This is a genomic window from Moorena sp. SIO4A1 (assembly GCF_010672065.1).
Lineage (GTDB): Bacteria > Cyanobacteriota > Cyanobacteriia > Cyanobacteriales > Coleofasciculaceae > Moorena.
On sequence record NZ_JAAHHX010000093.1, the window covers coordinates 1 to 18817 of the forward strand.

The 18817-nt window shown below is 44.0% G+C and carries 16 protein-coding genes; 8 read left to right on the forward strand and 8 right to left on the reverse strand.

Annotated elements, in window-relative coordinates:
* Positions 1 to 960 precede the first annotated feature (960 nt).
* The 3 genes from F6K53_RS32245 to F6K53_RS32255 all read left to right on the forward strand — a co-directional run bounded on the left by F6K53_RS32245 (position 961) and on the right by F6K53_RS32255 (position 4184).
* Positions 961 to 1707, forward strand: coding sequence for a TauD/TfdA family dioxygenase (locus F6K53_RS32245; protein WP_075898020.1), 747 nt, complete (start codon positions 961 to 963; stop codon positions 1705 to 1707).
* A gap of 218 nt (positions 1708 to 1925) precedes the next feature.
* Positions 1926 to 3218 carry a diaminobutyrate--2-oxoglutarate transaminase gene (gene ectB / locus F6K53_RS32250; RefSeq protein WP_293083501.1) on the forward strand — a complete coding sequence of 431 codons (1293 nt, stop codon included), beginning with the start codon at positions 1926 to 1928 and terminating at the stop codon, positions 3216 to 3218.
* A gap of 6 nt (positions 3219 to 3224) precedes the next feature.
* Complete coding sequence (locus tag F6K53_RS32255; protein WP_293020872.1) at positions 3225 to 4184, forward strand: glutamate cyclase domain-containing protein; 960 nt, start codon at positions 3225 to 3227, stop codon at positions 4182 to 4184.
* On the opposite strand, the gene ectB (F6K53_RS32260) is transcribed toward F6K53_RS32255, so the two are convergent.
* Positions 4176 to 5429 (reverse strand): diaminobutyrate--2-oxoglutarate transaminase, encoded by a 1254-nt coding sequence (gene ectB / locus F6K53_RS32260; RefSeq protein ID WP_293083503.1) that lies wholly within the window; start codon positions 5427 to 5429, stop codon positions 4176 to 4178. The two genes, F6K53_RS32255 and ectB (F6K53_RS32260), sit on opposite strands and share 9 nt — an antisense overlap.
* A gap of 316 nt (positions 5430 to 5745) precedes the next feature.
* Here ectB (F6K53_RS32260) and F6K53_RS32265 point away from each other — a divergent pair, with 316 nt between their 5' ends.
* The 5 genes from F6K53_RS32265 (at position 5746) to F6K53_RS32285 (ending at position 10689) form a co-directional block, all read left to right on the forward strand.
* Positions 5746 to 6564, forward strand: coding sequence for a class I SAM-dependent methyltransferase (locus F6K53_RS32265; RefSeq protein ID WP_075898032.1), 819 nt, complete (start codon positions 5746 to 5748; stop codon positions 6562 to 6564).
* Positions 6565 to 6803: 239 nt separating this feature from the next.
* Positions 6804 to 7823, forward strand: a complete 1020-nt coding sequence (locus tag F6K53_RS32270; RefSeq protein ID WP_293069301.1) for an ATP-binding cassette domain-containing protein — start codon at positions 6804 to 6806, stop codon at positions 7821 to 7823.
* A gap of 329 nt (positions 7824 to 8152) precedes the next feature.
* Positions 8153 to 8728, forward strand: coding sequence for a phytochelatin synthase family protein (locus tag F6K53_RS32275; protein ID WP_293020868.1), 576 nt, complete (start codon positions 8153 to 8155; stop codon positions 8726 to 8728).
* Between the two features lie 466 nt (positions 8729 to 9194).
* Entirely contained in the window at positions 9195 to 10085 is an 891-nt protein-coding gene (locus F6K53_RS32280; protein WP_293020867.1) for an ABC transporter permease, read from the forward strand.
* A 217-nt stretch (positions 10086 to 10302) separates the two neighbouring features.
* Positions 10303 to 10689 (forward strand): hypothetical protein, encoded by a 387-nt coding sequence (locus F6K53_RS32285; RefSeq protein WP_293020866.1) that lies wholly within the window; start codon positions 10303 to 10305, stop codon positions 10687 to 10689.
* 152 nt (positions 10690 to 10841) lie between these two features.
* Here the strand turns inward: F6K53_RS32285 and F6K53_RS32290 are convergent, their stop codons facing one another.
* The 7 genes from F6K53_RS32290 to F6K53_RS32320 all read right to left on the reverse strand — a co-directional run bounded on the left by F6K53_RS32290 (position 10842) and on the right by F6K53_RS32320 (position 18574).
* Positions 10842 to 11198, reverse strand: a complete 357-nt coding sequence (locus F6K53_RS32290) for a hypothetical protein (protein ID WP_293020865.1) — start codon at positions 11196 to 11198, stop codon at positions 10842 to 10844.
* 76 nt (positions 11199 to 11274) lie between these two features.
* On the reverse strand, positions 11275 to 11697 hold the full coding sequence (locus F6K53_RS32295) for a response regulator (protein WP_293020864.1): 423 nt from the start codon (positions 11695 to 11697) through the stop codon (positions 11275 to 11277).
* The gene (locus F6K53_RS32300; protein WP_293020863.1) at positions 11687 to 12304 is read right to left on the reverse strand and encodes a hypothetical protein; all 618 of its coding nucleotides are present in this window, start codon (positions 12302 to 12304) and stop codon (positions 11687 to 11689) included. The genes F6K53_RS32295 and F6K53_RS32300 overlap by 11 nt, the downstream gene beginning before the upstream one ends.
* Positions 12305 to 12672: 368 nt before the next feature.
* A complete protein-coding gene (locus F6K53_RS32305) occupies positions 12673 to 13053 on the reverse strand; it encodes a response regulator (RefSeq protein ID WP_293020861.1) in 381 nt (126 codons plus the stop codon).
* Positions 13043 to 15901 (reverse strand): PAS domain S-box protein, encoded by a 2859-nt coding sequence (locus F6K53_RS32310; RefSeq protein WP_293083509.1) that lies wholly within the window; start codon positions 15899 to 15901, stop codon positions 13043 to 13045. The genes F6K53_RS32305 and F6K53_RS32310 overlap by 11 nt, the downstream gene beginning before the upstream one ends.
* A 124-nt stretch (positions 15902 to 16025) precedes the next feature.
* Positions 16026 to 18008, reverse strand: coding sequence for a response regulator (locus F6K53_RS32315; protein WP_293083511.1), 1983 nt, complete (start codon positions 18006 to 18008; stop codon positions 16026 to 16028).
* A gap of 131 nt (positions 18009 to 18139) precedes the next feature.
* Positions 18140 to 18574 (reverse strand): peroxiredoxin, encoded by a 435-nt coding sequence (locus F6K53_RS32320; protein WP_293020858.1) that lies wholly within the window; start codon positions 18572 to 18574, stop codon positions 18140 to 18142.
* Positions 18575 to 18817 lie beyond the last annotated feature (243 nt).

Sequence of the window (18817 nt, forward strand, 5' to 3'; positions counted from 1 at the left end):
GTAGTCGAAACCGCCATATCCATCTCGAAGTGCTCCTTCGGGTGGGGACGTAGCTTGAACCCTAGCTACATTGGGAGATTTCGGAATCTCCACTTCCTTGAGCGTCTTTCATCGGTCGCCCTTATCCTGACATGATATAAGATCCGTTTGTTTGATTACTTATCTTATTTCTGGGCTAGGAAAGGATACAGGTGAATAATGGGTAATCAGCAAAAGGCAATTATCCATTATTCACTATTTTTTACCTCTTCCCTCTTACCAGCTCGGAAGCTCCCAGCTCGGAAGCTCCCTAAAAACCTCACCCAAATAAGAATTGCTCTACAACTTAGAGACTGTTTATAAAGTAAATCTTAAGAAATATCGAGTACTGAATATGCGTGGTTTAAGGCGGACAGCTCTCGCTACAGGTGAGCTTTTAAAGTACTCGCCGCCTATCTCACCCTACACAATAATTTAAGCTTTATTTAACTTTAACCAACTTTAACCTTTATTTAACAAAAAGTATCTTAGAGACTGAATTTACAAACTTTTGTTAAATGCTAAAAGCTTGACGGTGACTATAGCCCCCCTTAATAATCTGTTACACACTTAACTGGCTAGCTGGCGTAGATAGTAGATGGGGACAGGGTTTTGAAGTTTTGTTATAATTTTAAAATAGGCAATTTAAGCGATGCAGCAAGGGAACAGGCGGTTTCCCTAATGAGCGACGGCATCAATAAAATGCACAGCAGCTTAAGAGGGAAACTTGGAACAGATGAAAGTCCCCCGTGACATAAATGGCAAAACCTCTGGTTGAGAAACACCCTTATATATCACGAATCCATTGTAATTACTTATTAAGTATTTTTTTGAAAATTTTATTATGTGTATTTTTTTTAAAAAATGTAAACAAGTAACCAGTATTGAATTTATTTCGCCTATAGTGAATTTTTGTCAGCCTTATAAAAAAAAGGAGTTTGGATGTTAACTTATCAGGCAAGTAACTTGCCCAAATTTGATAAATCAATTACTGATTATCAGAACTTTCTGGAGCAAAACCACTTTATTTATGTGGAAACTGAAGATCCCAATTTTGACTGGATCGAATTTTCAAAATTGGTCACAGGTGGTGAGTTAATCCTGCAATATGGGAAACCAATATTCTATGTCAGATATGAACCAGAATTGATCAAATTTTCCGATGCCAGAGGTGAAAGGCGTTTGCTTCCTCATACGGAAGCCAGCGATTATCAAACCCCACCGAACTATCTAGTGCTTTGGTGCAAAAAGCCTTCTGATTGTGGTGGTGGGATGACCACGTTGGCTTATGTGGAAGGATTCCTGAAGACTCTTACGGAAGAAGAAAAGAAAAAACTCATGGAGACTCGACACCATTTTGGTGCCACGAGGGGAGTCCACGCCAACCGCACCAAGGGAGCAATTCATCCGATCCTGTCATTTGAGGGTAAGAAGCCTGTTTTCCGCTTTTCTTGTAACTATATTAAATACGGTGACTACAGCCCCGATCCAGAAAACCTAAAGCCCTTTACTCCCGAGCCGTTTTTGGGAGAAATTGCCGACCGATTTCTAGCGTATTACGAGGAAAATCACATGGCTATTCGGATGAAGCAATACTCATTGTTGCTTTGGGACAACAAATGTATAGCACATGCAAGAACCACCTATAGCGATCCCACTCGAGAACTACAACGCATCTTCTTACGGTAACTGTCAACTTAAGAGTTAAGTGTTAGCTGACTCATGTAGCTGACTCATGTAGCTGGCTAATGACATCCTGGTGATTCCTACACGACGATTTGGTGAGTTGATGAAAGGATAAATGGGTGAGGGGGTGAGTAGGAATCGCCACAAGTTAAAAGGTAAGTAGCAGAATCTTGAGGTAGCTTGCGGAAAACATCACGTATAACACTAATGAGGATAATCTCATGAGAATCTTCAATCAATTGGAATCCAATGTGCGAAGCTACTGCCGTTTATTTCCCACGGTGTTTAAGAAAGCACAAGGAGCTGTTCTAGAAGATAAAGAAGGTATAAAGTACATTGACTTCCTCAGTGGAGTGGGTACGCTCAATTACGGACATAACAACCCACAACTCAAAGAACGACTGCTGGGTTATCTGGAGTCCGACGGTATTGTCCATAGTCTCGATTTAGCAACCGTAGCGAAAGAGGAGTTTCTCGAAGCTTTTGAAGCCATTATCCTCAAACCCAGGCAATTAAATTACAAAGTTCAGTTTCCTGGACCAACAGGAACCAATGCTGTGGAGGCAGCTCTAAAACTGACCCGCAACATAACCGGACGGGAAACGGTCATTGCCTTTTCCAATGGCTATCATGGCGTAACTTTAGGTTCCTTAGCAACAACTGCCAACATTTCCCAGCGAGACGCTGCAGGAATCACGACCGCAGGGGTAACTTTTATACCTTATGATGGGTACTTGGGTTCGGATATTGATACTACAGAGTACCTAGACAAAGTCCTTTCCGACAGAGGTAGTGGAGTAGCCCTTCCAGCAGCAGTGATTGTAGAAACAATTCAGGGAGCAGGTGGGGTCAATGTAGCCAGCTTTGAGTGGTTGCGATCGCTTGAAACAGTCTGTCGTAAACATGATGTGCTTTTAGTTGTAGACGACATCCAAGTGGGATGCGGACGGACTGGTTCCTTTTTCAGCTTTGAAGAAGTAGGTATTTACCCTGACATTGTTACTATCTCCAAATCCTTGAGTGGTTTCGGTCTTCCTTTCTCATTGGTACTGATCAAACCAGAATTAGACCAGTGGAAACCAGGTCAACACAGTGGCACCTTCAGAGGACCTAACCTAGCCTTTGTTACCGCCAAAGCAGCCTTGGAAATCTATTGGCAAGATGAGAGTCTTTCAGCCTCTGTTAGACAAAAAGGAACTATAATGCAGCTCCGATTGGAGCAGATCGCAAAAAATAACTGGGAGGCCGGTTTTTCCGTTAGAGGCAGGGGCATGATTCAGGGCTTAGACTGCAAAGATGGCAACCTCGCTAATAAAATCATCCGAACAGCCTTTGCTAATGGGCTAATCATGGAAACAGCTGGCGCACAGGGGCAGGTGATTCGATGTCTGCCGCCTTTAACAATTTCCGAAGAAGTATTAGAGAAAGGGCTAGACATCCTCGAAAATAGTGTCAACCAAGTCATCCAGGAGACAGTTTCTAAAAAATTAGTTGATTTAGGAGCATCGGTTTAATTGCTTATGACTGCTGCATTTGGAAATTCTCCAGAAGTCAAAACCCGGATAGAAAAAATTGAAAACATCTGTGGACGGGATATAGGTAATGGTATAGAGCCCCTTGTGGAGGCTGCCAAGGGGGGGCTGCTTGGTGCAGCTCGTTCGATTGCCGAACATCCATCCCCCCATGTGGCTATTATTACAGGCTTTTTTATTCCCCACGGCACTCCTCCGGCAGCGGAAAATGATGGCCCCATCGGTTGCGCTCACCTAGCAGCGGGATTACTTAGAGTTGGAATCCCTGTCCGTCTGGTTACCGATCCTTTATGCCTTAATGCTGTCAAGGTTGCTGCTCGGGCAGCAGGAATACCTGCTCAAATTCCTTTTGATGTAGTTCCTGTCGATGCAGGGAGTGCAGAAGATCCCTCCGTTTCTTCTATTGTGAATTTATGGAAAATTGCCGAACCACCAGTTTCCCATGTTATCTCCATTGAAAGAGCAGGCCCGAGTTACGATGGTACTGTCCGAAATATAAATGGGGATGATATCACTGTTCATACTGCTCCTTTACATTTCCTATTTACCCTCAGTGAAATCATCTCCATCGGCATTGGTGATTTGGGCAATGAACTTGGTATGGGAACACTCTCTCAAGAGCTAATTGCCAAAAACATCAAGCATGGAGAACGAATCGCCTGTTATATTCCTTGCCATCACCCGATCGTTTGCGGTGTATCAAATTGGGGAGCAATGGGGTTACTCACTGCTCTTGCTTTACTCCGACCGGACTTAAAATCTAAGTTAACTGAGGGATTAACCTTAGAGACCGATAAACAGATTTTGACAACTCTGGTTAATGAGGGAGCAGCGATAGATGGAGATACCGGATTGCAAGCTCTCACAATTGAGACTTTACCCTGGGAATATCATGGCAAAGTGTTGGCAGAAATTTTAGAAGTCGCCGGTTTGACAAACTCAGTTTGAGAGCGCAGCTCCAATGCTTTCCTCCAAAATATCTAGCCCTTGGGTCAAAGTGTCGGGATCAATCGTTAATGTAGACTGAAGATTAATCACTTCTTTGTTCACTCCCATGGGTTCAAAGATTAAACCCCGCTTGAAAGCTTCATTACTAACTTTTTTAGCCAGCCCCTTTTGTTCACAGGCGATTCCTTGAATCAAACCAAGTCCTCGATGTTCACCCCCGACTTCTGGATAACGAGCGATCATGTCTTTGAGTCGCTTCTTCATTACCTCACCTTTGTCCGCGATTTCCTGGGCAAAAGTATCTGTCTCCCAGTACTCGTCGAGAGCAGCTGTGGCAGTCACAAAGGCTAGATTATTGCCTCGGAAAGTACCAGTGTGTTCCCCTGGTTTCAAACAGTCTAAATCAGGTCGAATCAGCACCACAGCCATCGGGTTTCCATAGGCGCTTAAAGATTTAGCCAGACAAACTAGATCGGGTTTTAACCCTGCCCGCTCAAAGCTAAAGAAAGGGCCAGTTCTGCCACACCCGACTTTGATGTCATCAACAATTAGCAAAATCTCTCGCTCTTGAGTGATCTGGGCAAGGCGTTGAAGCCAAGGAACACTAGCAACATTAATCCCGCCCTCAGATTGAACGGTTTCTAGGATAACTGCTGCGGGTTTTTCCTGATTTAGGCTCAGGTCATCAACCAATTTTTCTAAGTAATCAAGACTGTCGTCTTTGGTGCCATTTTTATCCTCGAACGGAACCGTTAAGACATTACCGAGGGGAATGCCCGCAGCCTTTTGATAGGTAGGATTAGGTGTAACAGCTAGGGCACCTAAAGTATGACCGTGGTAGCCTTTGGTAAAACAAATGACTGTTTTTCGACCAGTCACTTTACGGGCTAGCTTCAAAGCAGCCTCGGCAGAATTGGTTCCCGTAGGACCGGTAAACATAACTTTATAGTTTAGTCCTCGCGGTATTAAGATTACTTCCTCGAAACGTTCTAGAAACTGCTGCTTAGCAGAGGTGAACATATCGAGGCTGTGGGTGATAGCATCTGACTCAATGTATTCCAGGAGACGCTTTTTGAGCTTGGGGTTATTATGTCCGTAGTTGAGGGCACCAGCACCTGCCAAGAAATCTATATAAGTACGCCCACTCTCATCTATCAAGGTATCTCCCACTGCCTTGGTAAAGACTGTTGGAAACAATCGACAGTAGCTTCGGACTTCTGACTCAAGCTTGGTAAAAATGTTCATATGCTAAACCTGCCTATTGTTAGGATTTTCAAGTAGGTGAGACAATTCTGTGTGGTGTACAAAACGCGAAGCGATTCCATTTGCTTAACTTTACTTTACGAACACCGTAACCTAGAAAACTATATACTATTTAGGGTGACTATAGCAATAGTCAAGTTATTAATAAAAACTAAAATTTTTATTAATAACTTGCTTAAGCCAGAACTGGTATATCCTGATTAAAGAGCAAGTTTAACAATTCAAATAGGATAGCTATAGTCTAAATTTTGATCAGTCTCATAAACCAACAACAGCCTGGAATTAACTGGAATTAACTATGCAAAAAATTCAATTTACTGAAGCTCAGACCGAGGCATTGTTTGATGATCGCGAACGAGACAAACGTTTTCGCAGTTTCTGGGATCCAGAAGGCAGTCTTCACTGGGGTTACTTCGAAAACTTAGCCGAGGCTCGGCCTGAGGACTTTGTGCCAGCCTGCAAGCGCTGGGATGAATATATGCTGGAACAGAGCGGTATTACTGCAGACTCCCGGGTACTAGAAGTTGCTTGTGGAAATGGCAACGCTGCCGTTTGGCTGGCTCAGCAAACGGGATGTGAGGTAGTAGGAATCGATATCAGTAGCAGTTATATCGAGAATGCTCGAGCTAAGGCTAGTAATTTCCCCTCTTTGCGGGTGAGCTTCCAAAAGGAATCAGCCACTAACCTACCTTTCCCAGATGGCTCCTTTACCCATGCCTGGAGTCAAGGCGCTCTTTACCACATCCACGAGCTTGATAAAGCTCTGGCGGAGGTTCACCGTGTCCTAGGGGTAGGAGGCATCTTCCTGTTTGATGACTTGGTAACACCAATTGAGGAAGTTAGTGAGGCAGCCCGCAAGTACGTTTACAACCGACTGCTGTTTGAGCCGACATTTAGCCCCGAAGTCTATGCAGAAAAACTCACTCAGATCGGATTTAACGTTTTGCAGATAAAGGACTTGAGCCAACACCTGAAAAAGAGTTACGAATTGGTGTCCGAGCTAGCTCGGGAGGGCTATCCAGATTTGAGCGCTGCCTTTAAGAAAACCCAGGAGGCAATTGCCGCTAGTGAGTTAGGCTGGTGCTTTTGCCTCTGTGAAAAGGTTAGTGATGACTAATCCGTGACAACTTAAGACAGCTACGCCATAGCTTGAGTGTAGATTCAGTGTAGCTTGAGGGTATGCGATTGACCTTGGCCTAAAGGCCAAGGTCAATCGCATCCAGGAGATGGGCTATATATCCCATCACTCCTCAGAAGTTTTGCCCAAAAACAATAGATTCTACCCCTAACCAGCGCAACCGGCTACAATAGCAAGTGTTGAGATTTGTGTAGTCGTGACCGGCATAGGGAAAGCTTATGGCTGCTGCTGTATTAATCCAGAACCTCCAAAAACGCTATGGAGATGTCCACGCCGTCAAAGACATCTCCTTACAAGTTGAACCGGGTCAAATTTTTGGCTTACTCGGTCCTAATGGTGCCGGGAAAACCACCACCATTCGTTGCCTATGCACGCTCACGGCACCCGACGCTGGAAAAATTGAGGTATCTGGCATTTCAGTACTGAACAATCCTAGGGCAGCACGCCGCCGCATAGGCTATGTGGCACAAGAAGTTGCCCTAGATAAGGTACTCACTGGTCAAGAACTACTTCAATTGCAAGCCGACCTCTATCATATTCCCAAACCAGTTGCCAAAAAACGCATCAATAAACTCCTTGACATTTTGCAGCTCAAGGAGTATGCCCATAAAAAAACTGGCATTTACTCCGGTGGTCTGCGTCGGCGGCTGGACTTAGCTGCTGGCTTACTCCACCAACCTGATGTTTTAGTACTAGACGAACCCACAGTAGGTCTTGACATTGAGAGCAGATTCGTGGTATTGGAACTGTTACAAAAGCTGCGGGACTCAGGAACAACATTACTAATCACCAGCCACTACCTCGAAGAAATAGATGCATTAGCTGACCAAGTGGCAATTATTGACAAAGGGTTGATCATAGCTGAGGGGACACCATCTCAGTTAAAGGATAGTGTTGGAGGCGATCGCATTACCCTGCGCATCCGGGAATTCTCCCCCATTGAAGAAGCCAAGCAAGCCAAACATATGCTGCAGTCTCTGCCCTTTGTGCGAGAGGTGATTATTAACAGCAATCAGGGGAATTCCCTTAACCTTGTGGTTAAACCCCAAAGCAATGCCTTAATGATCATTCAGCAAGCGTTAAAAGACCTTAGTTTACCAACCTTTGGGATTGCTCAGTCGCGACCTAGCCTAGATGATGTCTACCTAGCTGCCACAGGTAAAACCCTGATGGATGCTGAACTGGCTCAGGCTGGGAAACGGGATCTCAAGGCAGAGCGGAAACAAAATATGGCCTAAAGGAGAGATAGGGTAGAGGGGAAAGATGGGTAGATTCTCTACCCAAAGTTTCTTATATCTTCTTTGATCAATAACTGATGTCTAGGTTAACTATTCAGGAGTTTTGGGAAAAGTAAGTCCGAAGCCTCAACCTGATCAAGTAAGCGTGCAGATACATGGACTTCCCAAGTTAAGGATTTCGCTCACTGCCGAAATCCTTAACAAACCCTTGACATTATTACTGCAAATAGATATAGACATATAGTAGTAACAGGATATAATACCAAATCCGGTTAATATTCTAATTTAGATAAATTAATCAGGAAAAAGACGAAAATTAGAGGAATCCAATGAGCAAAGACCTCGAAAATATCAAAATGATTGAGTTTCAGCAGCCCATTAACTGCTGCAACGTCACTGCGATCGCTTATGCATTGACAGCACTAGAATGTCCAACGACTATTGACGATATATTCTACGTAACCAGACTGCCGATTGCCTCGGTTCTAGATGACGGGATGACCCTTGCTGAGACCTATGACACCTTAACCAAGTACGTCGAGGGTGCTAAATTACCGTTCTCTGTAATCATGGAGCATTTCGACAAACCGAGCATGACACTTGATGTCTTTATCAAGGAAGTTGAAAGGGCAGTCTCGGATAACAAGGATATCCACATCCTAAACTTCAGTGTTAGCATCGCCCACGATAATGTCAATTTAGGGGGGGGTCACTTCTCCTTGGTGGCAGACTACGACTCAACTACCAAAGAACTGACTGTCGCCGACACCAATCCCAAGAAGTACACACGCTTTTGGAAATGTCCTATAGAGCAAATGTATAAGGCTTGCGTAGACAAGGATAGTTCCTCGTCACGCTCCCGTGGCATGATTGTAGTCCGGAAGCTTGAGGGCACAGAGCAGTAATTGACATAGTCCAAGACTAACGCTATGGGTTATAGTCTTGGATTCTTGGTAGCAGCTGGCATCGGTGCAATCTTTGATGCATAAGCAATATCAATCTTTTGTTACTCTCCGAAGTAACCAAGTAACAAAAAAGCCAGATTATCCATCAATAAAATAAGGTTGAAATTGATTCATAACATGAATTAAATCGTGCAACCCAAGCCATAACTAAAGATTATTAAAAACAGTTTGGCATCCACTTTCATAATTCCATTGTTGATGGATAGAGAAATCAACACCAGTATTTTTGATATCATAATAAATTGGGTGAGATTGGTTTAAGGAAAAAAACAACGACTGAATTATAAAGGGATTCTTTAAAATAGAACCTAGATAACCGCCATAATTCTTGCTTCAAAAGCTGCCCTCTCAACAGGGTTAATAAAGATTGCTCCAACTATTGTAAGAATCTATTCCACGAATGAATATGAGTAAAACCCTTACCCCTCCTAAATCCCAATTTAACTGGCAACCAGACCTTACTGCACCAATCCCAGTCAATGATACTCCTGGTGTAAGTGAATTTATCCAAGAAACCCTTGCCCTAACCAAACGCCTGTTTATTCAGCTGCAACGGCGTCCTTCTACCTTAATGGCTGGTATTATCCAGCCCCTAATGTGGCTAATCCTATTTGGGGCATTATTCCAAAACGCTCCTCAAGGGATTTTTGGCGAGAGTTTGAGCTATGGCAAATTCCTAGGTGCAGGGGTGATTGTGTTTACCGCCTTTGCCGGAGCACTCAATGCTGGCTTACCGATCATGTTTGACCGGGAATTTGGTTTCCTCAACCGCTTACTCGTAGCTCCGTTAGTATCTCGCTTCTCTATTGTTGCAGCCTCAGCCATATATATAATCGCTCTGAGTTTGCTGCAAACTGTGGCAATTGTCACCGCTAGTTCCTTTTTAGGAGCTGGTTTACCGAACTTAGCTGGTCTGGCGATGATTGGCTTGATTGTGTTCTTGCTGGTGGTGGGAGTCACAGCTCTCAGTCTCGGACTAGCATTTGCTCTACCCGGTCACATTGAACTAATTGCAGTCATTTTTGTTACCAACTTACCCCTACTGTTTGCCAGCACAGCCCTTGCTCCTCTCTCCTTCATGCCCAAATGGTTACAGGTGGTAGCCAGTCTTAACCCCCTCAGCTATGCCATTGAACCAATTCGCTATCTCTATCTTCACAATGACTGGTCTGTTGGTAGTATTGTGATGCAGGCTCCCTGGGCATCTATTACCTTTGGCCAATCCCTGTTGATATTGCTTGGTTTTAGCACAGTCGCATTACTCGCAATTGCCCCACTACTGAGCCGCCGGTTGTAATTATTCTTCCTAGGGCCGCGGGCCCTAGGATCCCGTGAAAGAATTAATATTAACTCATCGCTTTTTCTGGATGGTTGACTATTGACAGAATCGCGTCAACAGCCCAAAATGAACCTGTAACAATTGTGCAGGTTAACTGTGCAGGTTAACTCAGGTTAACTATATATAAATCTATAGCAGAATACCAGTGAGATTTATCCATTGAGGGGGGATTTCTATGACAATCAGCAACCAATCTGTTTTTACTGTAGCTGTATTGAGTGTAGCCCTTGGCATTACTACAGCGTTACTGCACGGGTCCGCTACTGCCCAAAGTATAGGTACTATTCGAGCGGATGAAAATTTTAATAATCCTAACGAGCAAGACACGTTTGGGGGGTTTGGAGACAGTGGTTTCAACGCTTTTGATTTAATCCATAATGCCCAATTGGGTACAGTTGACATCAATCAGTTCAATCAGGGACAGTCTCAGAGACTAGACGATGCTGCTTCTGAGTTTCGGCGTTTACAATTGGAACGGTTGCGCAATCCCCAAATAGTCTCTCCAGAAAACCAATATCCAGAAAACCAGCCTGCTACGTCTGGAGTTAGCGAAAGTTACTGATAATCTTAGACATTTTGCATCAGGTTTGGATCACGATTGATATCAAGTTCAGTTAATCATTTGATTTACAGGTCATACCATAGATAAAATAGCAGTTCTCAATACCCAATTGAGAACTGCTATTTTATGATATAAACTGTCGGATATCAAGCTCAGAAATTAAAGGAGATAGACCTTGAGGTAAACGTTTGGGGCATCGGGTAATTATCCCAGCTGTAGTTTCCCATTAGATGAAATAAATGATAGATTCCTGTGTGAATCCAGTTTTCTAAATACAGCTTCTGCTCTGAGGATAACTGGTGTAATTCTTGGCTTTTCGATGATGCTTCACTATTGTCTATAACTTCGTAATGATTCGGAATTCTGCTAAGGACATAAACAATTAAATCCTCGCGTATGTTAGACTGGTAAAACATGTATTGATAGGGAAACTCCGGATACGTTGCTAAGACGTTTTCAATTTCTTTAATCACTATCGATGTAGTTACGTGAACAAGGGTTTTACCCATAGTTTACACTCCTTTTGCCAACCGGTTATTGTCCACCGGTTTATTAATCAATATATAGCGTATTTTAAGCCCTGTTTTAAGTCAATGGAAGTATTCTTAACTGCTGATTAATTGCTGCTAATATTTCCTGACTCTCTACAGGTTTGGTTAGATAATCATTGGCTCCCAGTTCCTTAGCTCGAGCATAGCCATCCTCCTTGGAATCACTGGTTAGAAATATAAACGGTGTTTTCGCTGTATTTAACCTATCTCGTAATATCTGTAGAAGCTCATACCCATCAAGGGATGGTATATTAGTTTCAGAAATAATTAAATCAGGTCGGATAACTTTAGCTAAATTTAACCCGAGCCAACCATCTTCTGCAGTAAGGACATTAAAGCCTTCTAATTCCAGTAAATCTGAAAAATTTGAGCGCAACAGTTTATCATTTTCAATTAATAAAATTGTTTTGTTCATCGCTCCAGCCTCTATAAATTCATGATCAAGATTAATCCCCAACTTGCAGAATCTGTTCTAGCAAGAGGCGATCGCTAGTTGAGCTACCGAAGCATAACTTATCTTTTGCCAGAGTACTGAGATCTAACTGACCATTTGGTTCAACGCTAAAATCTTGACCCAACACTAACCCTTGCTCCTGAAGCTTCTTGATTGCGACAGTCATCGCTACTGCCACTAAGTCAAGTTCGGGCATCAAATAATCGGGATGACGCAATAGCCACTGACAAGCATCAAGGTTAATCTCTGGTAGTCGATAAACCGCTGCCAGTAAGACTTGCTCAATATAAGTGGGACTGGGTAAAACAGTCAGAAAGTCTTTAAGAGATTTGATAAATGTTGAGTCTTGACTCTGAAATACATCCACAGCTAATCCGATGTATGACTCATAGTCCTGGGCTTGGCTGGTACCCATATCTCGTTCCTTGGTCAAGGGCAAACTCTTGATACCCAGGACAACTGGTGTGAAGGTTTGTCTCCTCTGGTGCTCTGGGTGGTGAGGATAAGCTAAATCGATCCTAGGACTGATCGTGGGACTCAGGGATAATTGCTCCAAAGGAGTGGCGTTGGAACAATTACTGGAACTGCTACCTTTGTTTGAAAAAATCATACCCATACCCCGAAGTTCAACCCAAGATCTATTTACCTTACCTAAAAATATAAATTAGGGCGCAAATGTGAAGAGATTGTGATTAGACTTCGCGGCAGTTGTCAGGGAATAGGGAATAGGGAATAGGGAATAGGTGTCAAAATTGACTTAGAAGCTATCCAAAATGATTGCTTAGTTATTTTTGCAAGAGGTCTATTGGGTAGGGTGCTAACTTATGGCTAATCGGTAAGATCTCAAAGGTGAGTGCTATGGAATCTTTTTACCTCACCCAATTTAGAACTGCGTTTGCCAGCAATTAATCTATCATGAAGTTCTTGATAATTGGCTGCCGGGTTGGGAGTTTCAATAAAACCTAGCACTGCGATAGCTCAATCGAGCCAATTAAGAATCCCTTGGATTTCCTCGACCAATTCCATAGGTTTAAACGGCTTGGTAATAACTCCAGTTACCCCCAAATCTAGAAACTGCTTTTGCTCGCTGCTCCTAGCTTTAGCTGTTAGCAAAATGGTTGGGATGTCCGCTGTCACTGCATTAGCTTGTAACTGTCGAAATGTAGCCGGTCCATCCAGCTCGGGCATCATGACATCTAGGAGAATAGCATCAGGCTGATCTGCCTCAGCCTTAGCTAATCCCTCTTTACCAGAAGCAGCTGTCAACACTTCCCACCCTGTTGCTGCTTCTAGAGAAAATTGGATGATTTCTCGAACCCCATCATCATCATCAATCACTAAAATGCGCTTAGTTGTCATCTTTCCCACCTTCTGCTGCTGCTGTTTGTTCTGGTAAGGTAAAATAAAAACTGCTGCCTTCACCAACAGTACTCTCAACCCAGATTTTGCCTCCGTGCTGCTCCACTATATTACGGCAAATCGCTAACCCTAAACCCGTCCCTCCCTTTTTACGGGCATCGGAGGCATCAACCTGTTGAAAACGCCCGAATATACTTTCAAGTTTGTCAGCCGGAATTCCCCTACCTTGGTCTTTAACGGTAAACAAGATCGTGGCACTGTTTGGGTCAGGGGGTGAGGTTTTTTCTGGTTCCTCTGGCTGTTGGAGTTCTACAGTTAACCATAGGCTAGAACCTCTGTCTGAAAATTTAATCCCATTGCTGAGTAAATTGGTTATGACTTGAATAATGCGATCGCTATCAGCCTCGAATTCAATTTCAGATTCAATGGCTTGGGGCGAGACTTCCAATTTAATCCCAGCTCGATTAGCCATCACCTGCACCTGATCAACAGCTTTAACCATCAACTCAGCTGCATTCACTGGCTGCTTCGACAAACGGATCTTACCAGATTCCAGACGTTCCAGCTCCAAAATATCGTTAACTAGTCGCACTAAACGCTCAGCACTATCAGCGGCAATGCCAATCACACGCTGTCCTCGTTCAGACTGAGGTTGAATTAGACCAGTTGATAACAGGTTCAAGGCACCATGAATTGACGTTAGGGGGGTACGGAGTTCGTGGCTGACCACGGACGTGAATTCATCTTTCATCCGTTCAATAGCGTAGCGCTCAGTAATATCTTCCCCAATACTCATGGTGCCAATTGCCTCTCCCTGGAGATTTTGGAGTAGGGTATTATTCCAAGCAATGATTTTTTCTTGCTTTGACTTGGTGAGAATCGAGTGCTGATAGTGAGGTTTAAAGTCTGGCTCTAGGATGTCCTGGAAGTATTGCTGTACTGACTGTTGCTGGTAATTGGGCAGGAAGTTTTCAAACCAGTCCTTGCCTAAAACTTCTGCTTCTGTGTACCTAGTCAATTCTAGGAAGAACGGATTGACATACTCCACTTTACCCTCTCGGTCTAGTCCCACCACCACCAGTCGCACATTTTCGAGAAGGCTGCGCCACCGTCGCTCTGATTCCTGTAAACTAGCAATTAACTGGGTACGTTCTTCTTCAAATCGTTTGCGTGAACTAATATCTCGCTGCAACACTAAGATATAGCTAATGTTTCCTTGGGTATCATGAACCACTGAGTAGGAGGAGTCTGTGGTAAGAACAGTCCCATTTTTGCAGACAAACTCAATTTCTTGACGATGGGTTCCCTGCTCCAGTAAAACTGGAAACTGTTGCTGGCAAATATTTTGGTATGTGGGGGTAAAGAACTCTTCTAAGCGATTACCGATCAATTCTGATTCAGCATAACCCGACTGCTGGATGACAGCCGGGTTCACTTGCTCAATCATGCCCTGAGTATCTAATATATGGATAAAATCTGGGGCAGATTCAAACAACGAGCGGAATCGTTGTTCGCTTTCGAGTAAAGCAGCTGTGCGCTGTTGAACCCTAATTTCTAATTCTCGATTGAGTTGTTGTAATTCTCGATTGAGTTGTTGCAGTTGAGCTTCTTGCTGTTTACGCTCCGTGATATCCGTAGTGATGCCGTGAAGATGTACAGAGGTGCCATTATCACGCCTAACCACACGAGCGCGATCGTTCAGCCAGCGAATTTCTCCATTACTGAGCTGAATTCTATATTCTAAATCCCACGATTGACGACGGTTTTCTTGAACAGCTCGCCATGCCTTATCAACAGGATCAAAATCTTCTGGCACAACAAACTGTCGCCATAAGTTGTCTTGATCGCTAAATAGCTCGAAAGTTGGGCGACCGTAAACTTGCTCGAAGGCTATATTAACATAGCGCAGTATCCCAGAAGGCAGTGATACTGACCACACCACGTCTTGAAGAGAACTCATAATTGCTCGGAGCCGCTCTTCGTTGGACTTCAGCGCCTTTTCATTTTCTTGAAATGCTTCTTCTGTCTGCTTGCGATCGCTAATATCCGTAATTGAGCCAACCACTCGCACTGGATCACCTGCTTCATTCCAAAGTGCTTGTGCCTGGTCAAGAATCCATTTGTAACTGTCGTTGTTGCACCGTAAGCGATACTCTTGAACATAATAGGAGGTTTTCTGGGCTAAGTGATCCTCCATGGCTTTGATCACCTGGTCTAAATCATCGGGATGGATGTGTGTCCGCCATTGATGGTTATAGTTTCCGATGTCGTAGCTTTCATCATACCCCAGCATTTCCTTACATCGGCTGGATACAAAGGTTTCATTGGTTTTGGGGTTCCAGTCCCAAATTCCCTGATTAGCTGCCTGTAGTGCCAATTGCCAGCGTTGCTCACGTTGCCGTAAGGATTGCTCTGCTAAAATACGCTCTTCAATTTGAGATTTTAGCTCCTGGTTGAGCTGCTCAAGTCCAGCCAGACTAGGTGAATTTTGGATTCGAGGTATAATAGAGTATAATTTTATGGCAGTGTAGACAGAAACTATAGCTGTAATTGCTTTAATAGAGCCTGATAGCCAGTAAGCTGGATCCCAAACGGTCCATAGTTCCATCAGGTGAGTGGTGCCACCGCAAATAATAAACGCCCCAAACAACATCAATAGTCCCTTGAAAGGCAGATTCTGCCGCTGCCTAATCAAGTAGACTAGCAGTATGACAATCAAATAGTAGGCTAGGGTAATGAGAGCATCACTGATCAGGTGCAGCCAGATCACGTTAGGCTGCCCAAGGTAGCAGTTACCTTGGGGAATAAACGTTTCGGCAAATAGGAGATAGTCAAAGAAATTGATCATAATCAGGTTGACAATTGACATGATTGCTGACAGTCAACCGTTAACCATCAACTGTGAATAAAATGTGATCAACTCTACTATGTCCGATCTCCAAATTCTATGTCCACTAACTGACCATAGTTATTTATTTATCTGACAACATTTGATTCTTCTGTGCTATCATACTAAGTCTTAGTTGGCTGCGCTCAATGCGATTCAACACCCGAGCCAAAAGTTCTGGTTCCTTGATTGGTTTTTGTACGTAATCATCTGCCCCTGCCATAAACACTTGCTGCACAGTTTCAGCATCTTGAGCAGCTGAGAGAAACAGCACCGGTAACTCACCCCAGCGAGGGTCATTGCGTACCACCTGACACAGGTCAATACCGCTAAATTCCGGCATTTGCACATCCAAAATCAGTAAATCGGGAGTACACTGCTCTATGGTCTCCCAGAACTGTTGTGGATCGTTTAGTAAAGTCAATTGGAATCCCCAAGGTTCTAGCACAGTGCGTAGATGATCCAAGATTTGAGGGTCATCGTCAACAATCAATAGCTTTGCCTGTGGTGGACCAGATTGTTGCAACACTTTAGCGATCGCATCCATCACCTTTTGAGGTGCTACAGGCTTCTGAAGAAAACCCCGTCCCCCCAAACGAGCCACTTTGACTCGTTCAGCAAAACTCTCTTGAACCGTAAGTACTACCACAGGTACAGGGGGCTCAGTTGTTTTCAGTTCTGCTAACAGCTCTAAACCATTTCCCGCTGAGTCAGGAAAACACAAGTCTAGCAGTACCACATCAGGGCGCTTACGAGCAATTGCTTTTCTAGCTTGAGATATATCACCGGCCACCTCAACCTGCATTTTCCAGGCTGCTACCTCTGAGGCTAACCCTTGCGCTAGTTTTACATCATCATCCACAATCAATAGTCGTGGGGAGTGGGGAATCGGGAATCGGGAGTTGGTAATCGGGAGTGGTTGACTTTGAGTAGGTTTTGGAAGGTTATCCTCGGTCTCTAGTTCTTGTCGTAGTTCTACCACTAGTTGAGACAGATGTGCTATTACCTCCTCACTAGCTTTTTTCCCAGATTGCAATATCTGCTCAATCTCACGGGATTTGAGAGAGCCTTGATCAAAACCAAAGCTACCGAGGGAACCGGCTAGGGTGTGTGCCTCCCCTAAAGCCTCCTGTCGCAACTTTCCGGTAAGATTACCATCTCGCCAATCCGTCACCGCCCGCTCCAATACATTGAGCCGCTTGATATACTTTGACTTCTGCTGCTCCCAAATGGCACTTAGTCCTGATTGCTTTGGTTCTTCGGATTGAGCCTTAGGGACTGGGGAAACGGAACTATCACTCTTGCTCTTTGATTGTTTCAGGTTAGATGGTGTCTTTTTAGCTACTTTTTTGCCTTTGTTTTTCTCAGTCTTTGTTTGACCTGAACCTTCCTCAGGCAGTTGTCTGAGCCGATACCCCAAGCCGTAGACGGTTTCAATTAAATCATTTTTGACTCCAGCTTCCTTGAGTTTCCGCCGTAAACTTTTGATATGAGCTCTAACGGCATTTTCTGTAGGGGGTTCTTCAAAAGACCAGAGATTATCTAGCAGGAAACTTTGGCTAAAGATGCGGTGGGGATTCCGTAAAAACAGCTCTAATAGACCATACTCCTTAGGTGTCAGATGTAATAGTTCCTGATCGTAGCTGACCTGGCAGTTACTGGGGTCAAGTTCGAGCAATCCCCACTCAAGCACAGGGAGTAGGGGGGTGCTGCTGCGGCGCAGCACTGCTCGAATTCGGGCTAATAATTCAGGTATGTCTAAGGGCTTGACTAAATAATCATCTGCTCCTGCGTCTAAAGCTTCGACTTTGTTAGTGCTGGTGTCTTGGGCAGTGAGGAGTATAATCGGAGTGCGATCGCGTGCGTTTCGCAGCTGCTTGCACAAATCAATCCCCGTGAGCTTGGGGAGCATCCAATCTAGCAAAATCAAGTCATACTTAAATATCTCTGCTAGTGCTATGCCCTCATCCCCATCTGTAGCTAGATCAACCTGATAATGTTGACTAGCTAGCGCTGCCGTTACCACTTTGGCAATACCTTCATCGTCTTCTACTAGCAGGATTCTCACGAGGACCTAACAGCTCCAGCACCAAGGGGATGGGTTAGTTTCTTGATTATATAAATAGAGATTATATAAATAGTCATGACTTCGCCCAAATTCACAAAAATTTAGACGAAGTTTGAGGCTTTTGACTTAGCTTAGCCCATGGCTGTCAAGATATCTTGAGCGTGGGTAGCAGTTTTTACCGTCTCATCAACGTGAGTAATTTTGCCCTCGCCGTTGATAATGTAGGTTACCCGCTTGGAGTAACCGCCACCATCAACATCATAAGCCTTGGTGATTGCGCCATCGGTATCTGCTAGCAGGGTGAAAGGCAGACCATACTTTTCCTTAAATTGTTTGTGGGATGCCTCATCATCCATACTGACACCGAGTACCACCATGTCTTTACCTTGATACTCAGTGTAGTTATCCCGAAAGCTTTGGGCTTCCTTGGTGCAGCCGGGAGTATCGTCTTTGGGGTAAAAATAAAGCACTACAGTTTTCCCCGCAAAGTCGGACAGTGAAACGGTATTGCCTTCGTCGTCTTTGACAGTAAATGCTGGTGCATCCATGCCAACTTGAAGAGCCATAACTTTTGTTTCCTATAGAAATATACTGAACTTATGTATAAAGTTTACAGTAATACGACTTACCTAGTAACTCGACTTTTAGGGTGCCTTCTCTTTAAGCATCATTATACATAAGCGCGTTTGTTGCCCAGTTTTGCCTGGGTCTTGAATAAATTCCAAAATTTCTAGAGTAAACCACCAGAGGTTGGCCTCTAATGTCAAAAAAACCTTAATATAGAAATAATCGGCGGTCAGTATAGTTCT

What these genes read in the sequence shown, in the direction of transcription:
- F6K53_RS32245 (WP_075898020.1), top strand. Translation starts at nt 961, where the DNA reads ATGTTAACTTATCAGGCAAGTAACTTGCCCAAATTTGATAAATCAATT.
- ectB (WP_293083501.1), top strand. Translation starts at nt 1,926, where the DNA reads ATGAGAATCTTCAATCAATTGGAATCCAATGTGCGAAGCTACTGCCGT.
- F6K53_RS32255 (WP_293020872.1), top strand. Translation starts at nt 3,225, where the DNA reads ATGACTGCTGCATTTGGAAATTCTCCAGAAGTCAAAACCCGGATAGAA.
- ectB (WP_293083503.1), bottom strand. Translation starts at nt 5,429, where the DNA reads ATGAACATTTTTACCAAGCTTGAGTCAGAAGTCCGAAGCTACTGTCGA.
- F6K53_RS32265 (WP_075898032.1), top strand. Translation starts at nt 5,746, where the DNA reads ATGCAAAAAATTCAATTTACTGAAGCTCAGACCGAGGCATTGTTTGAT.
- F6K53_RS32270 (WP_293069301.1), top strand. Translation starts at nt 6,804, where the DNA reads ATGGCTGCTGCTGTATTAATCCAGAACCTCCAAAAACGCTATGGAGAT.
- F6K53_RS32275 (WP_293020868.1), top strand. Translation starts at nt 8,153, where the DNA reads ATGAGCAAAGACCTCGAAAATATCAAAATGATTGAGTTTCAGCAGCCC.
- F6K53_RS32280 (WP_293020867.1), top strand. Translation starts at nt 9,195, where the DNA reads ATGAGTAAAACCCTTACCCCTCCTAAATCCCAATTTAACTGGCAACCA.
- F6K53_RS32285 (WP_293020866.1), top strand. Translation starts at nt 10,303, where the DNA reads ATGACAATCAGCAACCAATCTGTTTTTACTGTAGCTGTATTGAGTGTA.
- F6K53_RS32290 (WP_293020865.1), bottom strand. Translation starts at nt 11,198, where the DNA reads ATGGGTAAAACCCTTGTTCACGTAACTACATCGATAGTGATTAAAGAA.
- F6K53_RS32300 (WP_293020863.1), bottom strand. Translation starts at nt 12,304, where the DNA reads ATGATTTTTTCAAACAAAGGTAGCAGTTCCAGTAATTGTTCCAACGCC.
- F6K53_RS32305 (WP_293020861.1), bottom strand. Translation starts at nt 13,053, where the DNA reads ATGACAACTAAGCGCATTTTAGTGATTGATGATGATGATGGGGTTCGA.
- F6K53_RS32310 (WP_293083509.1), bottom strand. Translation starts at nt 15,901, where the DNA reads ATGATCAATTTCTTTGACTATCTCCTATTTGCCGAAACGTTTATTCCC.
- F6K53_RS32320 (WP_293020858.1), bottom strand. Translation starts at nt 18,574, where the DNA reads ATGGCTCTTCAAGTTGGCATGGATGCACCAGCATTTACTGTCAAAGAC.